Origin of the sequence: Vagococcus entomophilus (assembly GCF_003987595.1) — a bacterium.
Classification (GTDB): domain Bacteria; phylum Bacillota; class Bacilli; order Lactobacillales; family Vagococcaceae; genus Vagococcus_E; species Vagococcus_E entomophilus.
In genome coordinates this window covers 326,929-344,318 of the sequence record NZ_NGJZ01000002.1, presented here as the reverse complement: position 1 = coordinate 344,318, position 17,390 = coordinate 326,929, and the positions used below count along the sequence as shown (strand labels likewise).

General features: G+C 37.3%; 16 protein-coding genes and 1 pseudogene. 13 read left to right on the top strand and 4 right to left on the bottom strand.

Annotated elements, in window-relative coordinates; translation table 11 throughout:
- Positions 1 to 13 precede the first annotated feature (13 nt).
- Both rpoB and CBF30_RS07595 read right to left on the bottom strand, forming a co-directional pair.
- Complete coding sequence (gene rpoB / locus CBF30_RS07600; protein ID WP_170168977.1) at positions 14 to 3,646, bottom strand: DNA-directed RNA polymerase subunit beta; 3,633 nt, start codon at positions 3,644 to 3,646, stop codon at positions 14 to 16.
- 273 nt (positions 3,647 to 3,919) lie between these two features.
- Complete coding sequence (locus CBF30_RS07595) at positions 3,920 to 4,837, bottom strand: LysR family transcriptional regulator (protein WP_126824645.1); 918 nt, start codon at positions 4,835 to 4,837, stop codon at positions 3,920 to 3,922.
- Positions 4,838 to 4,958: 121 nt separating this feature from the next.
- On the opposite strand from CBF30_RS07595, the gene CBF30_RS07590 reads away from it, so the two are divergent.
- The gene (locus CBF30_RS07590) at positions 4,959 to 5,990 is read left to right on the top strand and encodes a YeiH family protein (protein WP_245975045.1); all 1,032 of its coding nucleotides are present in this window, start codon (positions 4,959 to 4,961) and stop codon (positions 5,988 to 5,990) included.
- Positions 5,991 to 6,048: 58 nt separating this feature from the next.
- On the opposite strand, the gene CBF30_RS07585 is transcribed toward CBF30_RS07590, so the two are convergent.
- Both CBF30_RS07585 and CBF30_RS07580 read right to left on the bottom strand, forming a co-directional pair.
- Positions 6,049 to 6,657: a class I SAM-dependent methyltransferase gene (locus tag CBF30_RS07585; protein WP_126824639.1), complete on the bottom strand. Its 609-nt coding sequence runs from the start codon at positions 6,655 to 6,657 to the stop codon at positions 6,049 to 6,051.
- Entirely contained in the window at positions 6,650 to 7,231 is a 582-nt protein-coding gene (locus CBF30_RS07580) for an SGNH/GDSL hydrolase family protein (RefSeq protein ID WP_126824636.1), read from the bottom strand. The genes CBF30_RS07585 and CBF30_RS07580 overlap by 8 nt, the downstream gene beginning before the upstream one ends.
- Before the next feature lie 116 nt (positions 7,232 to 7,347).
- Here CBF30_RS07580 and CBF30_RS07575 point away from each other — a divergent pair, with 116 nt between their 5' ends.
- From CBF30_RS07575 to CBF30_RS07525, 12 genes and pseudogenes are all read left to right on the top strand, one after another.
- Positions 7,348 to 7,857: an acyl-CoA thioesterase gene (locus CBF30_RS07575; RefSeq protein ID WP_126824632.1), complete on the top strand. Its 510-nt coding sequence runs from the start codon at positions 7,348 to 7,350 to the stop codon at positions 7,855 to 7,857.
- A 138-nt stretch (positions 7,858 to 7,995) separates the two neighbouring features.
- Complete coding sequence (coaA, locus tag CBF30_RS07570; protein WP_126824629.1) at positions 7,996 to 8,925, top strand: type I pantothenate kinase; 930 nt, start codon at positions 7,996 to 7,998, stop codon at positions 8,923 to 8,925.
- A 70-nt stretch (positions 8,926 to 8,995) separates the two neighbouring features.
- Positions 8,996 to 10,531 (top strand): glutamine-hydrolyzing GMP synthase, encoded by a 1,536-nt coding sequence (gene guaA, locus CBF30_RS07565; protein WP_390221239.1) that lies wholly within the window; start codon positions 8,996 to 8,998, stop codon positions 10,529 to 10,531.
- A gap of 272 nt (positions 10,532 to 10,803) precedes the next feature.
- Positions 10,804 to 11,628, top strand: a complete 825-nt coding sequence (locus CBF30_RS07560; RefSeq protein ID WP_126824623.1) for an SMODS domain-containing nucleotidyltransferase — start codon at positions 10,804 to 10,806, stop codon at positions 11,626 to 11,628.
- Positions 11,629 to 11,648: 20 nt separating this feature from the next.
- Positions 11,649 to 12,206: an SLATT domain-containing protein gene (locus CBF30_RS07555; protein WP_126824620.1), complete on the top strand. Its 558-nt coding sequence runs from the start codon at positions 11,649 to 11,651 to the stop codon at positions 12,204 to 12,206.
- Between the two features lie 56 nt (positions 12,207 to 12,262).
- Positions 12,263 to 12,615: pseudogene (locus CBF30_RS11980) on the top strand (tyrosine-type recombinase/integrase); the annotation flags it as partial.
- A 140-nt stretch (positions 12,616 to 12,755) separates the two neighbouring features.
- Positions 12,756 to 13,355, top strand: coding sequence for a superinfection exclusion B family protein (locus CBF30_RS07545; protein WP_245975044.1), 600 nt, complete (start codon positions 12,756 to 12,758; stop codon positions 13,353 to 13,355).
- A 519-nt stretch (positions 13,356 to 13,874) separates the two neighbouring features.
- Entirely contained in the window at positions 13,875 to 14,012 is a 138-nt protein-coding gene (locus CBF30_RS11835) for a hypothetical protein (RefSeq protein WP_170168976.1), read from the top strand.
- Positions 14,013 to 14,752: 740 nt separating this feature from the next.
- Positions 14,753 to 15,148: a hypothetical protein gene (locus CBF30_RS07540; RefSeq protein WP_126824617.1), complete on the top strand. Its 396-nt coding sequence runs from the start codon at positions 14,753 to 14,755 to the stop codon at positions 15,146 to 15,148.
- Between the two features lie 290 nt (positions 15,149 to 15,438).
- The gene (locus CBF30_RS07535; RefSeq protein ID WP_126824614.1) at positions 15,439 to 15,837 is read left to right on the top strand and encodes a hypothetical protein; all 399 of its coding nucleotides are present in this window, start codon (positions 15,439 to 15,441) and stop codon (positions 15,835 to 15,837) included.
- A 3-nt stretch (positions 15,838 to 15,840) separates the two neighbouring features.
- Positions 15,841 to 17,064, top strand: a complete 1,224-nt coding sequence (locus CBF30_RS07530) for a hypothetical protein (RefSeq protein WP_126824610.1) — start codon at positions 15,841 to 15,843, stop codon at positions 17,062 to 17,064.
- Positions 17,065 to 17,078: 14 nt separating this feature from the next.
- Entirely contained in the window at positions 17,079 to 17,387 is a 309-nt protein-coding gene (locus tag CBF30_RS07525) for a hypothetical protein (RefSeq protein WP_126824607.1), read from the top strand.
- The last annotated feature ends 3 nt before the right edge of the window (positions 17,388 to 17,390 follow it).

Here is a 17,390-nt window from a genome sequence, read left to right as displayed (position 1 = left end):
TTTAATGATGAACTTAATCTTTAGTATCTTCTAGACTGTCCATGTTTTGTTCGAAATTTTCTGCTTCTGCCATTGCTTTTTGCTCGGCTTTTGCTTTAATCTCTTTTTCAGACTGTTCTTTTGCCGCATGCTCTTGTGCATATTTTGTCAAGGCATCTACGGTAATCAAATCGTCATCATCATCATCCATATCACGCAATTCGATTTCCGCATTGTCTGCATCTAGCACGCGCATGTCGAGACCTAAAGATTGTAACTCTTTAACAAGTACTCGGAATGATTCTGGTACACCTGGTTTTGGAATTGGTTCTCCTTTGACGATTGCTTCGTAAGTTTTCACACGACCAACAACGTCATCTGATTTGTAGGTTAAGATTTCTTGAAGGGTATAAGCAGCACCATAGGCTTCTAGTGCCCAAACTTCCATCTCACCAAAACGTTGTCCACCGAATTGCGCTTTCCCACCTAGTGGTTGTTGCGTTACAAGTGAGTAAGGTCCTGTTGAACGCGCATGCAATTTATCATCTACCATGTGGGCAAGTTTGATCATGTACATCACCCCAACAGAGATTCGATTATCAAATGGTTCACCGGTACGACCATCATAAAGAATCGTTTTGGCATCTTTGGCCATCCCTGCTTCGCGAACCGTTGACCATACATCTTCATCGTTCGCTCCATCAAATACTGGTGTTGCAACGCGAATATTTAACTGACGAGCAGCCATTCCTAAGTGTAACTCTAATACTTGTCCAATGTTCATCCGTGATGGCACACCTAGTGGGTTTAACATGATATCAACAGGCGTTCCGTCTGGTAAGTAAGGCATATCTTCTTCCGGCATAATGCGGGATACAACCCCTTTATTTCCGTGACGTCCGGCCATTTTGTCTCCTTCGTGAATCTTACGTTTTTGAACGATATACACACGAACAAGCATGTTAACACCTGGAGATAATTCATCTCCTGCTTCACGAGTAAAGATTTTCACATCATGGACAATACCGCCACCGCCATGAGGAACACGAAGAGAAGTATCACGAACTTCACGGGCTTTTTCTCCAAAAATTGCGTGTAACAAACGTTCTTCAGCAGATAATTCTGTTACTCCTTTTGGTGTTACTTTTCCAACAAGTAAATCGCCATCTTGCACTTCTGCTCCGATACGAATAATACCCATTTCATCTAAATCTTTTAATGCGTCTTCTCCGACGTTTGGAATTTCACGAGTAATTTCTTCTGGTCCTAATTTTGTATCACGTGCTTCTGATTCGTATTCTTCAATATGAATAGAAGTATAAACATCATCTTTAACAAGACGACGACTCATGATAACCGCATCTTCATAGTTGTACCCTTCCCAAGTCATGAAGGCAACCAAAACATTTTGACCTAAAGCCATTTCTCCTTCTTCCATTGAAGGGCCATCTGCAAGAACATCTCCTGCATCTACTTTTTCACCTAGTGTCACAATTGGACGTTGGTTGTAACACATACCCGCATTGGAACGACGGAATTTCGTTACAAAGTATTTATCCAGTGTCCCGTTACTACGACGCACGCGCACTTCTTTAGCATCTACAAATTCAACTACCCCATCATGCTTACATACAAGGGCTGAACCCGAGTCATGGGCTGCTTTGTATTCCATACCAGTTCCCACAAATGGTGACTGTGGTTTGATTAGAGGAACTGCTTGACGCTGCATGTTTGCTCCCATCAATGCACGGTTGGAGTCATCATTTTCCAAGAAAGGAATACATGCGGTTGCGACTGCGACTACTTGTTTTGGTGATACATCCATGTAGTCGACTTTGTCTGTCGCAATCTCCATGTTTTCACTTTGGCTTCTAGCCATGACAACATCATGTGTAAACGTATTGTCTTCATTTAATTTTGAGTTTGCTTGCGCTACGATATAGTGATCTTCTTCATCGGCTGTTAAGTAATCAATATGTTCTGTTACGCGTCCAGTTGCACGGTCTACTCTACGATAAGGTGTTTCGATGAAGCCATATTTATTGACTTTCGCATAACTTGAAAGACTATTGATCAATCCAATATTCGGACCTTCTGGCGTTTCAATCGGACACATACGACCATAATGGGAATAATGCACGTCACGTACTTCATATCCAGCGCGGTCTCGTGTCAGTCCACCAGGTCCTAAGGCAGATAAACGACGTTTGTGGGTTAATTCCCCTAATGGATTGGTTTGATCCATAAACTGTGATAACTGAGATGAACCAAAGAACTCTTTGATGCTTGCCACAACTGGACGAATGTTGATCAATTGTTGTGGTGTCAAGGTTTCTGTATCTTGAATGGACATTCTTTCACGTACCACACGTTCCATACGAGCTAACCCAATACGGAATTGATTTTGTAAAAGTTCTCCGACAGAACGAATACGACGATTTCCCAAGTGATCGATATCATCTACATTTCCGATTTCTTCCATCAAGTTAAAGAAATAACTCATAGAAGCAATAATATCTGCTGGACGAATCGTTTTCACTTTGTCATCTAATTGACCATTGCCAATCACATTGACAATACGCTCTGGGTCTTTTGGAGACTGAACTTTGATCACTTGAATGGTCATTGGTTCCGTTACAACCCCATCTTCTGTTGGGTAATACGTAACATTGTTTAACCCATTTGCCAAATGTGGTGCAAGTTCTTCCATCACGCTGTGTGTGATGACGGTGCCTTTTTCAAATAAAATCTCACCTGTTTCAGGATCAACTAACGTTTCACCCAATGTTTGGTTCAATAAACGCGTTGTTAGACTTAACTTCTTGTTGACTTTGTAACGACCAACATTCGCTAAATCGTACCGTTTTGGATCAAAGAAACGAGCAGTTAGTAAGCTACGTGAGCTATCTGCTGTTTTAGGCTCCCCTGGACGTAAACGTTCGTAAACATCTTTCAAGCCTTCTTCGGTACGTGTATCACTTGAATTTTTGTGAATATCTTTTTCAAGAGTTAGACGTAAGCTTTCACTTTCTCCAAAAATTTCTAAGATGGTATCATCTGAGCCAAAGCCTAAAGCACGAACAAGTACAGAAAGTGGAATCTTACGTGTACGGTCAATCCGTACATAAGAGATGTCTTTTGCATCAGTTTCCATTTCTAACCATGCCCCACGGTTTGGAATAACCGTTGAACCAAAGCCTTCTTTTCCATTCTTATCTACTTTCCCGTGGAAATATACTCCTGGTGAACGGACTAACTGGGAAACAATAACACGTTCTGCACCATTGATGATAAAGGTTCCACTTTCAGTCATCAGTGGGAAATCACCAAAGAAAACTTCTTGTGATTTAATTTCGCCAGTTGTTTTGTTGTCTAGGCGTAGTGTCAAATGTAACGGTGCTGAATAGTTTGCATCATGTGAGCGTGCTTCTTCAACGGTATATTTTGGTTCTTTCAATTCATAATCAACAAACTCTAGTGATAATTTATCACTAAAATCTTTGATTGGTAAAATTTCTTCAAACATCTCTCTTAGTCCTTCATCCAAGAACCACTTGTAAGAATCTGTTTGAATCTCAATTAAATTCGGTAATTCTAATACTTCACTGATACGTGCGAAACTTCTACGTTCACGGTGCTTTCCGTACTTTACTACGTGTCCAGCCAAGTTCTTCACCCCTTAAGCAATTTCTTTTCAAAATACTGTCCGATTAAATTGTTACAAAAATATTACAAATATTTTTTTTTGATTAAAACAGAAATTTTAACCCAATAATGGGCAAAAAAAAACCAAAAATAGAACAAGCTAAAAATAAATTTTCGCGTTTCTACTTTTGTTTTCCTATTCTAAAAGGCAATATGGACAATATTTCACATTGCTCTTTCTCATGTAATAGACAGTTTTTGCATTAGATAATGATACGCTTTTCTACAAATAAAGTCAAGGGGTTGTTTCTCTTTTTTCTATATACTGCAGTAAGTTTTGTACCTGTTCAGCCATTTGCATGAGCTCTGTTTCAAAAAGACTATCTTTCAAATAAACAAACGCAAACTGATGTGCTGAGTGAACATGGAGGACCTTGATTTTCTTGAGTTGTTTTTGTCTTATCTCCTCTTTGACCACTGCCTCGTATAAAAAAGAAATCCCTCGATTTTCTTTCAATAAATATTTGATTGTATGAAAATGGTTAACCGTCACACATTGCGCAAAATCCGCAACTTCAAAATTTTGTTCGCTCAATACCATATCTACTAGTTTCCTTGTGCCAGAACCTTTTTCTCTTGTGATAAAATTTTCTGCTAGTAGTTCAGACAACAGATACGTTTTACGTGCGTCAAGCGTACTCTCTTGCGCTGCTACCATCACCAAAGGTTGTTGTCCCAACTCGATATAGGAAAAAAATTCTTTAGGGAAGTTCCCTTCGATTAGAGCAAAATCAATTTTGCCTTGGGTTAGGAGTTGTAAGATGCGTTCCGTATTTTCAACAGCACATGAAACAGCGACTGCTTGCTCTTGAAGCAGCATCTTTTCAATTAACTGTGGTAAAAGATATTCCTGAATGGATAGTGTTGTTGCAAAGCGGATTTGTTGTTTTTTAGAAGAATCGTGGACTAACTCATGCTCGATTTTGACTATATTGGCTTGGAGCTCCGTCACGTAGCGATAGAGTTCTTCGCCTTTCTTTGTTAGCGAGAGTTTGCGATGGCGATATTCAAATAAACTAATTCCATGCTTTTTTTCTAACCATTGAATATGTTGGGAAACAGCGGGTTGGGTAATAAACAGCGCTTTGGCTGTTTGTGTATAATTTTTCTTATCACACAAGACCATGAATGTTTGATACCGATAATCTAGCATTTTTTCACCTTTTATCCATAAATTTATTTTATAGATGTATTATAATATATCATTTCTTTTTATGCTATTTCTTTGCTATGCTACTTATAGATTCATTAATCAAATGAAGGAGGCTACTCACTTGAACACCATAACACACTGGGTGAAAGAGCATGTATCCGGCATTGTTTCCTGTGTCGCCCTAGCTTTTATCGCCCAAATCATCGGGAAGCTTTTCCCACAAATCGGTGCAGCACTTTTTGCTATCTTTTTAGGAATTATTTTGGGGAACACCGTGCTCAACCATCCTAGCTTTAATAAAGGCGTCAAATTTTCAGAAAGTCGTCTGTTGGAATATTCCATCTGCCTGACTGGGCTCACCCTAAATATCCGTGACGTCCTAAGCGTGCGGGCAAACGGCATTTTATTTATCGCGCTACAAATGACTGCGACCATCTTTTTTGCTTATCTCATAGGAAAAAAAATGCGGTTCCACCGAAAGTTTGCTCTTTTGATGTGTGCCGGAAATGCCGTCTGTGGTTCTTCTGCAATCGGTAGTGTCGCCCCCATCCTTGAGGCGGACGAAAAAGATAAAGGAATCTCAATTACAATTGTCAACTTAACCGGAACCGTGTTGATGATTACTCTACCGATCCTTACTTCCTTTTTTTATCATCACGAAGTCATACCTACCAGCGCTATGATTGGGGGCACATTGCAATCAATTGGACAAGTCATTGCTTCTGCCAAGCTTGTAAGTGATGGAGTCGTGCAATATGCTACAATTTTTAAAATTATTCGGATTATTTTTTTGGTCGTTGTCGCATTTGCTTTTTCAAAAATGAATACCCAAAATCATGGCCGCCTCTTTGATAAAAAGTGTATAAAACACTCTAGCCAAACAACGAAAAAAACCAAGATTGGCATTCCTTGGTTTATCCTCGTCTTCTTTGCTTGTTGCCTCTTTGTCACTTTTATCAAAGTACCGCACTTTTTACCCCTGACTGCTAAAACAATCAGCAATCAGTTTGAAATCATTGCCCTAGCCGGGATTGGCATGCGTGTAAAATTTGCCGATCTCATCAAAGAAGGCCCCAAAGCAATGATGTACGGTCTCTCGATTGGGTTTTCCCAAATCATCATCGCCTTGCTCCTCATTGCTCTTTTCTTTTAACTAACAAAAAAGGATGCCCTAATTGTGCATCCTTTTTTTAATCCCACCGTCATCTTAGCTATTTCTTTTTTACACTCTGTAAAATGTAATACCCTTTTTCCTTTTTTAACGTTGCCACATTGCCAAACGTCTCTTCCATCTTTTGCATCGCACTGGGTGCTCCTTGTTTTTTTTGGATTACCACGGTTAGAGTTCCACCAACTTTCAGTCGCGAAAACGCCCCCGTTAGGATCTCATGCACCACTTTTTTTCCTGCACGAATCGGAGGATTACTCACAATCGCAGCATAGTGCTCTTCATAAACATTGTCATAGATATTGGATATATGAATTGCGGTATGCTCTAAATGATTGTTACGTGCATTTTCTTGTGCCAAGGCAACCGCACGCTCATTGACATCTACCATTTCAACCTGACGTCCAGTCGCATGTGCTAACGCTAAACCAATGGGTCCGTACCCGCACCCAACATCAAGAAGAGACCCTTCTGGCAAATCACTTTCTGGCCAAGTATCAATCAACACGCGCGAGCCAAAATCCACCGTCTTTTTGGAAAAAACACCGCTATCCGTCGTAAAGAAAAACGTATTGTCCTTCAGTTTAAACGACCACGTATCCTTTTGATGTGGCGTTTCCGGTTGATTGGTATAATAATGATTATTACTCATGTTCCTTGTTCTCCCCTATCTTTCTTTCCAGTGCCTCTATCATCTGTTTCGCTAAAAAATCATAGCCGATTTCTGAAAAATGAAGACCATCCGCTTGAAAAAATGCTGTCACTGCTTGGTCTTGCTTCATTCTTTTATAAATTGGAACCACAGGTATGCTCAACTGATTGCCTAAAGATTCAACCGCTTGTGCGTAGTCTTTAATCCGACTTTCTGGTCGATCTTGTGCATGGTTCTTTTGGTTTGTGTATGGTCCTGTCAACAGAATGACTTTTTCTTTGCCAATAGCCTCAACGATTGCCTGTAGATTTTGTCGATAAATCGCCTTTGTCTGCACCTTGTCTTCTGCCACATCATTTGCGCCAAAAAAGACAAAAACATAGTCTGGATTTACGTTTACTACCTGCTCATACACACGTTCTCTCCCACCTTGCGAAGTATCTCCTGGAATCCCTAGATTGAGTACATCATATTTTTGGAACGCTTGTGCTATGCGCTTAGTCAAGGCTTGTGTATCACCTTCTCCGTGGACATATCCAGCAGTAATACTATCGCCAAACAAAACAATCGTCATAACTCTTCCATCCTCCCTAGTCCCAGTCAGTATTTCGACGTTGATTGAACCTTTATGCTATAATACGCTGTATAAAATGATGTCTCTATCATAGCATGACAAAAGGAGATTTGAACATGAAAAACATCGAACGACCGCAAAAATTTTGCACAGACTCTCTCGTTGTGCAGACCACACGAATCTTCCCTGGTGATTTGAATCCTTTTTCTGCGCTTTTTGGTGGAAAACTCCTTTCTTTAATTGATCAAGCTGCTTCGATTTCCGTTGCCAGGCACTGCCATTTGGGTGCCGTCACCGCTTCGATTGATCAAATGAATTTCTTACAACCTCTAGCAGAAAACCACGCCGTCACGATTGAAACATTTGTCAGTGGTGTTGGAGAAACTTCCTTAGAGGTATTTGCAAAAGTCACGGGTGAAAACTTATCTAGTGGGGATACATATCTTGCGGGAACTTGTTTTATGACCTTTGTTGTGATTCACTCCCACATGAATACCGAATCCCAAGCACTCGTCGTTCCACGGGTTGTAGCTCAAACGAATGCACAGCAAAAAATTATGCAAGGCTATGCGGAGCGAAAAGCAATCCGCACACTACAACGCCAACAAAATCAAGAATTGTTCTAAGTTTCTGCTCTTGACAGCCGTAGCATTACAGCATAAAATCTATCGTAAGAACGAAACAAAAAGTTGTAGGAGTGCCTTCCTTCTTATGTTAGAATAACGTTGAGATGTTTGTGAAATAGTGACGGAGGAAAGCAAACCATGGAAACAGCAAATCCAATCAATTACTATGCCTTGTCCAGAAAGACTTGGCAGAGCTTTTATCGTGACGGGATTCCCCCACTTAGCGAAGCGGAGTTACAACAAATTAAGGGATTTAATGATCAAATATCCTTACAAGATGTCCGTGATATCTATATCCCTTTGACTCACCTGATTCATGTCTATATGAAAGAATATGAATCACTTCAATTGGGTAAAGATTTGTTTATGCAACAGTACACTGGCCTAACCCCATTTGTGATTGGGGTCGCAGGAAGCGTTGCCGTGGGGAAAAGTACCACAGCCCGGTTACTGCAAATGATTCTTGCTCGGACATTCCCTAAAAAAGATGTCCAATTGATTACCACCGACGGCTTTTTATATCCCAATAGCGAGCTGGAAAAGCGAAATCTGCTCTCTCGTAAAGGATTTCCAGAAAGCTATGATATGCCCCATTTGATTCAATTTTTAAATCAAGTCAAAAGTGGCAAGCGTGGGTTAAAAGCGCCCGTATACTCGCATAGCGTTTATGATATTATTCCAGACGCTTATGATTTAGTTGACCAGCCAGATATTTTGATTGTAGAAGGGATCAACGTGCTGCAACTCCCAATGAACGAACAGATTTATATTAGCGACTTTTTTGATTTTTCGGTCTATGTAGACGCAGACGAAGCCTTGATTGAACAATGGTACTTAGAGCGTTTTGGGGCTTTGCTCGATATAGCCGTTAAAGATCCTACAAACTTTTATTATCCCTATGCGAAAGGCAACCGAGACGAAGCTTTCCGCATGGCAAAAAAAGTGTGGCAAGACGTGAATCTAAAAAATCTCACAGATTTTATCTTGCCTACCAAAAACCGTGCAGACCTTATTTTGCACAAAACCACGCATCACAAAATTGACAAAATTTTTCTTAGAAAATATTGACTAAGTAAAAATACATAAACTATAAGGAATAGGGTGAAGACACTTGACGAACGTTGCCGATTTGACAACAATGGAAAAAATTATCGTGCTTGATTTTGGGAGTCAATACAACCAATTAATCACACGTCGGATTCGTGAATTTGGAGTATTTTCAGAATTACTGAGCCATCGCATCACCGCAAGCGAAATTAAAGAAATGGCCCCTAAAGGAATTATTTTCTCTGGTGGACCTAACAGTGTATACGGTGAAGGGGCTTTTGATATTGACCCAGAGATTTTCGAGTTAGGAATTCCAATCCTTGGAATTTGCTACGGCATGCAGCTTATCACGCACAAACTTGGTGGACAAGTAGACGTTGCTGGAACTGCTGGAAATCGTGAATACGGCCAATCCAACCTGACACACACCAAAGATTCGATTCTTTTTAGCGGAACGCCTGAAGAACAAGTGGTCCTAATGAGCCACGGAGATGCGGTCACTGAAATTCCAAATGGCTTTGTCACAACAGGGACTTCCCATGACTGTCCTTTTGCAGCCATTGAAAATGTAGAACGCAATATTTACGGTATTCAATTTCACCCAGAAGTTCGTCACAGCCAATATGGCAATGACATCCTAAAAAACTTTGCCTTTAACATCTGTCAAGCAGAAGCAAACTGGTCAATGGGGAACTTTATCGACTTAGAAATCGCAAAAATCCGCGAAAAAGTCGGAGATCGTAAAGTTTTACTTGGCTTATCTGGCGGTGTGGACTCTTCTGTCGTTGGCGTTTTATTACAAAAAGCCATTGGCGATCAACTCACCTCGATCTTCGTCGATCACGGACTGCTTAGAAAAGGCGAAGCAGAACAAGTCATGGAAACACTCGGTGGCAAATTTGGTTTGAACATTATCAAAGTAGATGCCCAAAAACGCTTCTTAGATAAACTCGCTGGCGTTTCTGACCCAGAGAAAAAACGTAAAATCATCGGAAATGAATTTGTATATCTTTTCGACGACGAAGCAACCAAACTAGACGGAGTCGACTTCCTTGCCCAAGGAACTCTTTACACTGATGTCATCGAATCTGGTACAGAAACAGCCCAAACCATCAAATCACATCACAACGTTGGTGGCTTACCAGAAGACATGCAGTTCCAACTAATCGAGCCTTTAAATACTCTATTCAAAGATGAAGTCCGCGAACTAGGAACAGCGCTTGGCATGCCTGATGAAATCGTTTGGCGCCAACCGTTTCCAGGACCAGGTCTTGGCATTCGTGTCATTGGTGATATCACCGAAGAAAAACTCGAAATCGTCCGCGAAAGTGACGCCATCTTACGCGAAGAAATCGCCAAAGCCGGCCTAGAACGTGACGTATGGCAATACTTCACTGTCTTACCAGGCTTTCGTAGCGTCGGCGTGATGGGCGATGGCCGTACCTATGACTATACCGTGGGCATTCGCGCCATTACCTCTATCGACGGTATGACCGCTGACTTTGCTCGCTTTGATTGGGACTTGCTCCAAAAAATCTCTGTCCGCATCGTCAACGAAGTCGCACACGTCAACCGTATCGTGTACGACATTACCAGCAAACCACCCGCAACTGTGGAGTGGGAATAAAGTACAGGTGAATGACTTACAAACCCATTGATTTATAAGGGTTTCTACACCATTGAATTATTCCAAAAGAATAAAATTAAGCAAATTTGATAGCTTGTGTAACCATGTTTGTAGCCACGAAGTCAGTCGATAAACGACTGGCTTTTTAATTGTTTAACAGTATATTGAAAGTAATAAAAACAGATTACGAAGATTTGCCTATAAAATTATAGGTTGTACAATAATAATATATTTTATATAAAATCTGAAAAATGTTAGGAGGAAAAAATAATATGAGTATTTTAGTAACAAATTCGTATGTTACACCATTAGAAACAAGACAAACTATAGCTAGAAGATATCGTGCTGTGACTAAAGCGATTAATGTAGAGTTTTGGAATTCAATTAGTGAAACAGCTCATAGTTTTTACGTAGGGTCTTATGGACGTGGAACTGCAATAAGTACAAGTGATATTGATGTTTTGGTAGAAATCCCTAATTCAGAGTATGATAAATTCAATTCGTCTACTGGTAATGGCCAATCACGATTATTACAGTCAATTAGAAAATCACTTCAAGTAGCATACCCTCGAAGTGATATAAGAGCAGATGGACAGGTGGTCAAAATTAATTTTCATGATGGAATAAAATTTGAAATTTTACCTGCTTTTCAGAATATGGATTATTGGGGTAATCATCAGGGATATATCTATCCCGACTCAAATATGGGTGGAAATTGGAAAGCGACTAATCCAAAAAGTGAACAAGAAGCTATGAAGGTAAAGAATGGTCCAACATATAGTAATGGGTTGCTTTATACAACGTGTAGACATTTTCGTTATGTTCGCGATACTTATTTCAGCAGTTATCATCTTTCTGGCATAGTAATAGATAGTTTTGTTTACAATGCGATGGAAAACTGGAGATATACTGAACCTGGAAGTAGTTCTAATGCAAGTATGGGAGCTTATGAGAACATCTTATTAGAATATTTTAATAATAATACAATTTTGGGATTAAGTTCATTAAATTTGAATTCGCCAGGTAGTAATCAAACTGTAGACACTTCTAATAGTACTGAATGTCTAGAAAAAGTGATAAAGAAGATTGCAACTTAACTAAATGAGGAGGAGTAATAATGAGTGATTTACAGCATAAAGAAAAATTAGAGATACAACTTCGAGAAGCATATGGACGCGTTACTTATACATATACTTCACATTTGAAGTTTATGTATAGGCTTAACCAGAAAAATAAAATCTTAAGATATTCACAAATCACTCTATCTGCCATATCAACAGGAGGATTCTTAGGTACAATCGTATTTGATAAAATCATATTAACCACTATTGCAGGTCTTGTTTCAGCTGTTTTACTCGCATTAAACCTTTTCTTTAAAAACTTTGAATTAGACGAGGAGTCAAAACAACATAGGATGGCTGCTGATAAATTATGGTTAATTAGAGAAAAATACGTAACATTATTGACGGATTTTGAAACTCTCTCAATAGATGAAATCGTTGTAACAAGAGATACACTTCGAGAGGAAACATATATAATCTATTCTGAGTCTCCTAAAACAGACAAGAAGAGTTATTCAGAATCACAGAAAGCTCTAAAGAACGAAGAAGAACAATTTTTTACCGAAGTGGAACTCGACAAAATGTTACCTTTACAACTTAGAAAAAATAAATAAATATCAATATTTTTTATTATGATTATGTTAGTTTTCCATTTGGAAAAAAATGTACCTCTAATTTCATTTTCAGCTATGATGGAAACCCAATGCAGAAATCAAAAATTGCTCGAATTATTGAACGTTATTCAAGACTGGCTGGAGTTCATAGAATTCAAGCAAAGGGTTTAAGGCACTCTCATGCCTCGTATTTAATCAATGAGTTTAATGTGGATATTCTCTTATGTTAAGTAAAAGATTAGGTCACTCAGGACCTGAGATTACCCTGAGACACTATTCTCATTATTATCCTAACCGTGATGAGGTAATTGCAGACAATATTACAGGAAATATCAAAATACAAACCTCTAAAGAGAATCAAGTTAAATTTAATAGGAATCAAAATATTAAAATTGACGAAAAATACTGACTATTCTATGTAGTAAGTTTTATGTACGTTCTAAAATTTTCATAAAATAACCTTGGCTGTAACTACTATAGAGACTCGCTATTCAATAATATTTAACTTTAGGTTATAATAAAGTTAAATACAATATTGGAGGAGTTTACTTGAAACTAGATTTAAATATAACAGATATACTGAATTTGCCTGTCAAAATAATGTCTGCTCTCGCTTTAGCAAGTGGTTTAATGCTTCTTCTACCCTCAAAATTCCTAGCAAAACTTCATTTAACATCTTTTATAAATAAATATGGATTTATAATAGGATTGGTCTTCGTTGTATCACTAGCGATTTTAATAGTCACGTTACTTATCCAGACTTTTAACTTCGTATCAAACAAAAGAAAAATGAAATGGTTCTATAAAACAGCTGAAAAACGTTTAAGAAAACTAAGCCCATATGAAATTTGTATTGTACTAAGCTTATTTGAAAATGAAAACTATACCAATTTATTACCTATCAATGATGGGGCTGTAAAAAAAATAGAAAATGAGATTATTATAGGGAAAGTGACAACTCTATATATGATATCAAATCTAAATACTGCTAAAATTCCATATTTACTACAACCATGGGTAGTTAATGAACTAAAAGAAAAACCTGATCTTTTAACTTTCTTTGAAAGTAGCGCTAAAGAATTTATAAAGAATGAGAACAATAAACAATTAGTCTACGATTCTCTTATTCGACCGCCAGATTATTTTTAAAAACATAAAAATAAAAAGGGAACTACTTCCTCTATAACCCTGAATGATAATTGCAATTGAGACAATTTTTCTACTCTACCCATTTTAATCAAATACAGGGAACAAAATCTTGAGTTGAATTGTAAGTCTGATATAATTAATATTGTAACCCTAAGCGTGACCAGATAAAATATAATCCAAAACTATACCAATATTCGCTTACTTTTTAACCCTAGCGGATTGGTTAGAGTGGGAATAAAATGAACAAAAACAAACAAAATATAAAGTAATGAAATGCGCTAAATTGGCTTAAGTACAACTGAGTTAGCATGAGTTGAACTGAGTTAAAACGAGTAGTCGAGTACTAAAAAAAGTACCAAGTAGTCTATTGATTGACTACTTGATACTTTTTTATTTTGTGTAATTTCAATCCCTCTAATCAGGAATAATTACCAGCCTCCCGATTCTAATTTCCAACCATTAGGGCCGTCAATACCCATTGTATCAAGCTCCCAACTATTTGGACCATCCATACCTGAAATGTCATTATTGTTTGCTGGAGGGAGTGGTGTGGGTGCATTGTTTACGGTATCTTGTGCTGCATTATTATTTGATGCACCACCACCATTATTAGCAGGAGGAACATATTCACTACCGTTATTGGTAGCCTCATTTTAGTATTGTTCAGCTTGAGTAAATAAGAAAACCGTGCAGCCTTTGATATCAGAGGGTTTCACGATTATTTTTTTATTTTTGCAACCAATAAGGAATTACCGTATCCAGTAATTATTTCATTTAAATTATCTAAAACAGGTCGGAAATTTTCAAAATCAATTTCTTCATAATGTTTCAAAACGTATTTTGAAAATATTTCTTTTCCATAACAGCTATGACTATCCCCATCTTTAGAAAACTTTTTCCCACCTTCTTATAGTAAATAAGTCATATTTTTCTTTGGGATGTTTAATAGTCTAAAAAAATCATTTCGATTTTTAATATCTGAAAAAGTACTCATAATAATCTCTCCCTTAAAAATTGCGTGTGGCAACTCATTAGGCGAATATCAGCGTAGAAAATTATTAATATGCTTAAGACAGTTACCAAGTAGCTATACTACCAGCAATTTGATCAAAACCTTGCGAATCACAAGTAAAAAATCTAGCCACACACAATATTTATTACACCCTGAACGAAATTGTTAGCCAACATCAATAGATGCTTAATGTAGTTAAAAAATGGGCATTCTATATACAACCTTAAAATAATGGCGATGATTTCTTATAAATCTATTTATCCCTATTTCTCACAATCAAACCATTGACTCTTTTTAATTTAGTTGGGATAATTAATTTAGAGAAACGTTCTTTTTCTATATTTTTCTTGCACTAACATCTTGATGATTAAAGGAGCGTGAGGCTTTGAAAAAGAAAACATGGTTTATTGGTTTACTTGTACTTATCCTAATTGGAGTTGTTGGGTTCATGTGGTTCAAACAAAACGAAGCAGAGCGAAAAGAACAAGAAATGGTAAGAATGGAAACAATTACGGCGAAACAAATTAAAAATACATTTGCAGATGTAACTGAAATTAAATTTTCAGAAAATTATGGTGAAAATAAGTTAACAGGTTATACAGAAGTTATGGTTACAGTATCAACTCGCTATGGTGTAAGTTCAGAAATTGGAGTAAGTATGTCTCTAAACAATAAATCAAAAACTCTTAGATCCTATGATGGAGGTTCTGAATTTGAAATAGGTACTACAGGAAACAAAATGAAAGTTACCTTTTCTAATGGAACAGAGGTAAGTTTATAATGGCAACAGAAGAAGAATTAAAGTATTTAAACAATAGAGTTTATCAAGTTGATCCTGACTATAAAGACAGTGAAATTAAATATACTGATAAAGAAGATAATTAATTAAAAAAAATGAACGCAACATTGTAAGGATTCCAGATGATTTCTTATAAATCTATTTATACCTATTTCTCACAATCAAATCATTGACTCTTTTTAATTTAGTTGGGATAATTAATTTGGAGAAACATTTTTTTTTATATATTTTTTCTTGCACTAACATCTTGATGATTAAAGGAGCGTGAGGCTTTGAAAAAGAAAACATGGTTTATTGGTTTAATTTTACTTATCCTAATTGGAGGTGCTGGGTTCATGTGGTTTAAACAAAACGAAGCAGAGCGAAAAGAACAAGATATGGTAAGAATGGAAACAGTAACTGCAAAACAAATTAAGAATACATTTGCAGATGTAACTAAAATTAAATTTTCAGAAAACTATGGTGAAAATAAATTAACTGGCTATACAGAAGTTATGGTTACAGTATCAACTCGCTATGGCGTAAATTCAGAAATTGGAGTAAGTATGTCTCCTAAAGATAAAGTTGATGAGTCCTATTTAGGAAGTGGAGAATTACCTGTTTTGAAAAAAGGGATAACAGAGACTGAGGCTATAGTTGTTTTCTCTAATAAAGAGGAACGGAGTTTTTAATCAATGGCGACAGAAAAAACATTAAAAGACTTGAATCAAGAAGTTTATAAAGTTGATCCTGATTATAAAGACAATGGGAATAAAATTCAATATACAGATAAAAAAGATAATCAATTAAAAAAAAATGAACGCAACATTGTAAGGATTCCAGGAGAGGGGGAATTCAAAGTACTTTCAATCAAAGACGGCGACTATGGATTTCAAGGAATGGCAGTGGCTCCTATAGTGAATGGGACTCCAGACTATGGACAAGTAACAGTCGTTGCAGCTGGAACCTATCCTAGTGACTCTAACGATTTAAAAGCAGCTATAAAAGGAATGTCTCCAAACGGTTCTCCTCAAGCAGACATTGCTTTAAAGTATGTGGGAGAACTTATTGACAACAATCCGAAGTGGACGATTAACCAGCTATCTGGTTATTCTCAATCTGCTTATATGCTAAAAGTAGGCGCTCGTTTTAAAATACCAACAACAGTTTTTAGTGGCTGGTTTCAATATCGTTCCTTAACACCAGCGGAGGCAAAATTTATGAAAGAAAATCCCCATTTATTTTTAAATTACCGTCAAAAAAATGACGATGTGACGAAATGGAATGATTTCAATTCTAAATGGGGAAATAGTGATGATTTTGGAACGATTGTATGGGTAGATGGTAATAGTCATAAATTAACTAGCTGGGAATTTGATGAAAAAATAGGACAGTTAAAAATTTCCGATAGTTTGGGCAATTCTGAAGGAGCCATGATACAAGCCAGTCATTTTCTGATGCGTGGATTTTCAACTCAATTGACTATGTTAGATCAACTAAAAGCTAAACTAACTGCCAGTGGTGGCGGACTATCAAAGAATGAAAAAATTTATTTAGATGACCAACAGGCGTTACTAGCAGTTAATACAGGGCAATCAGCTTATCAAAATGCGATGGCTAATGCTATAAAAGTATATCAACAGGCAATTACAGATGCAGAAGATATCTGGCAAGAAACATTACGGGAAGCTCGTTCTCAAATAGAAGTACTGTCTGATAATGAAATGAAGGATAATTTATCTGCAGTAGGTGCTACTGAACAACGAATTGTCGGTGAACCAACCGAATTTTTTCAGCAAAAAATCAATAAAGCAAAAATGATGGATGATAAATTCGAGTCATTGTCTAAAGAAATTAAAAGTAAAATTAATGAACTTGTTCAACTAGATCAACAATTAGCTCAACAACTAAGGTCTTAAAAAGGAGCGAAAACATGAAAGAAGAACAGATTACAGCAGATTATCAGCGAAAACGCCGTGAACTTGAAGAGGATGAAGATATTCTAAATAATACTCAACGAACAGGAGAACAATTAATCCAAGAAACGTTGTCAGATATTTACCGAATTGTTCAACAGTCAGCGGTAGATAGCGAGCCTTTTGATCGTGCCAAACAATCAATTATACAAATAGAAAATAACTACCACGAAGAGTTATCAAAAGCGAAAAAACAGCTGTATCAGCGACAAGAAAAACTTGAACAAGACTATCGAAATGACCTCCAAAAAGCAAATAAAGAATAAGGA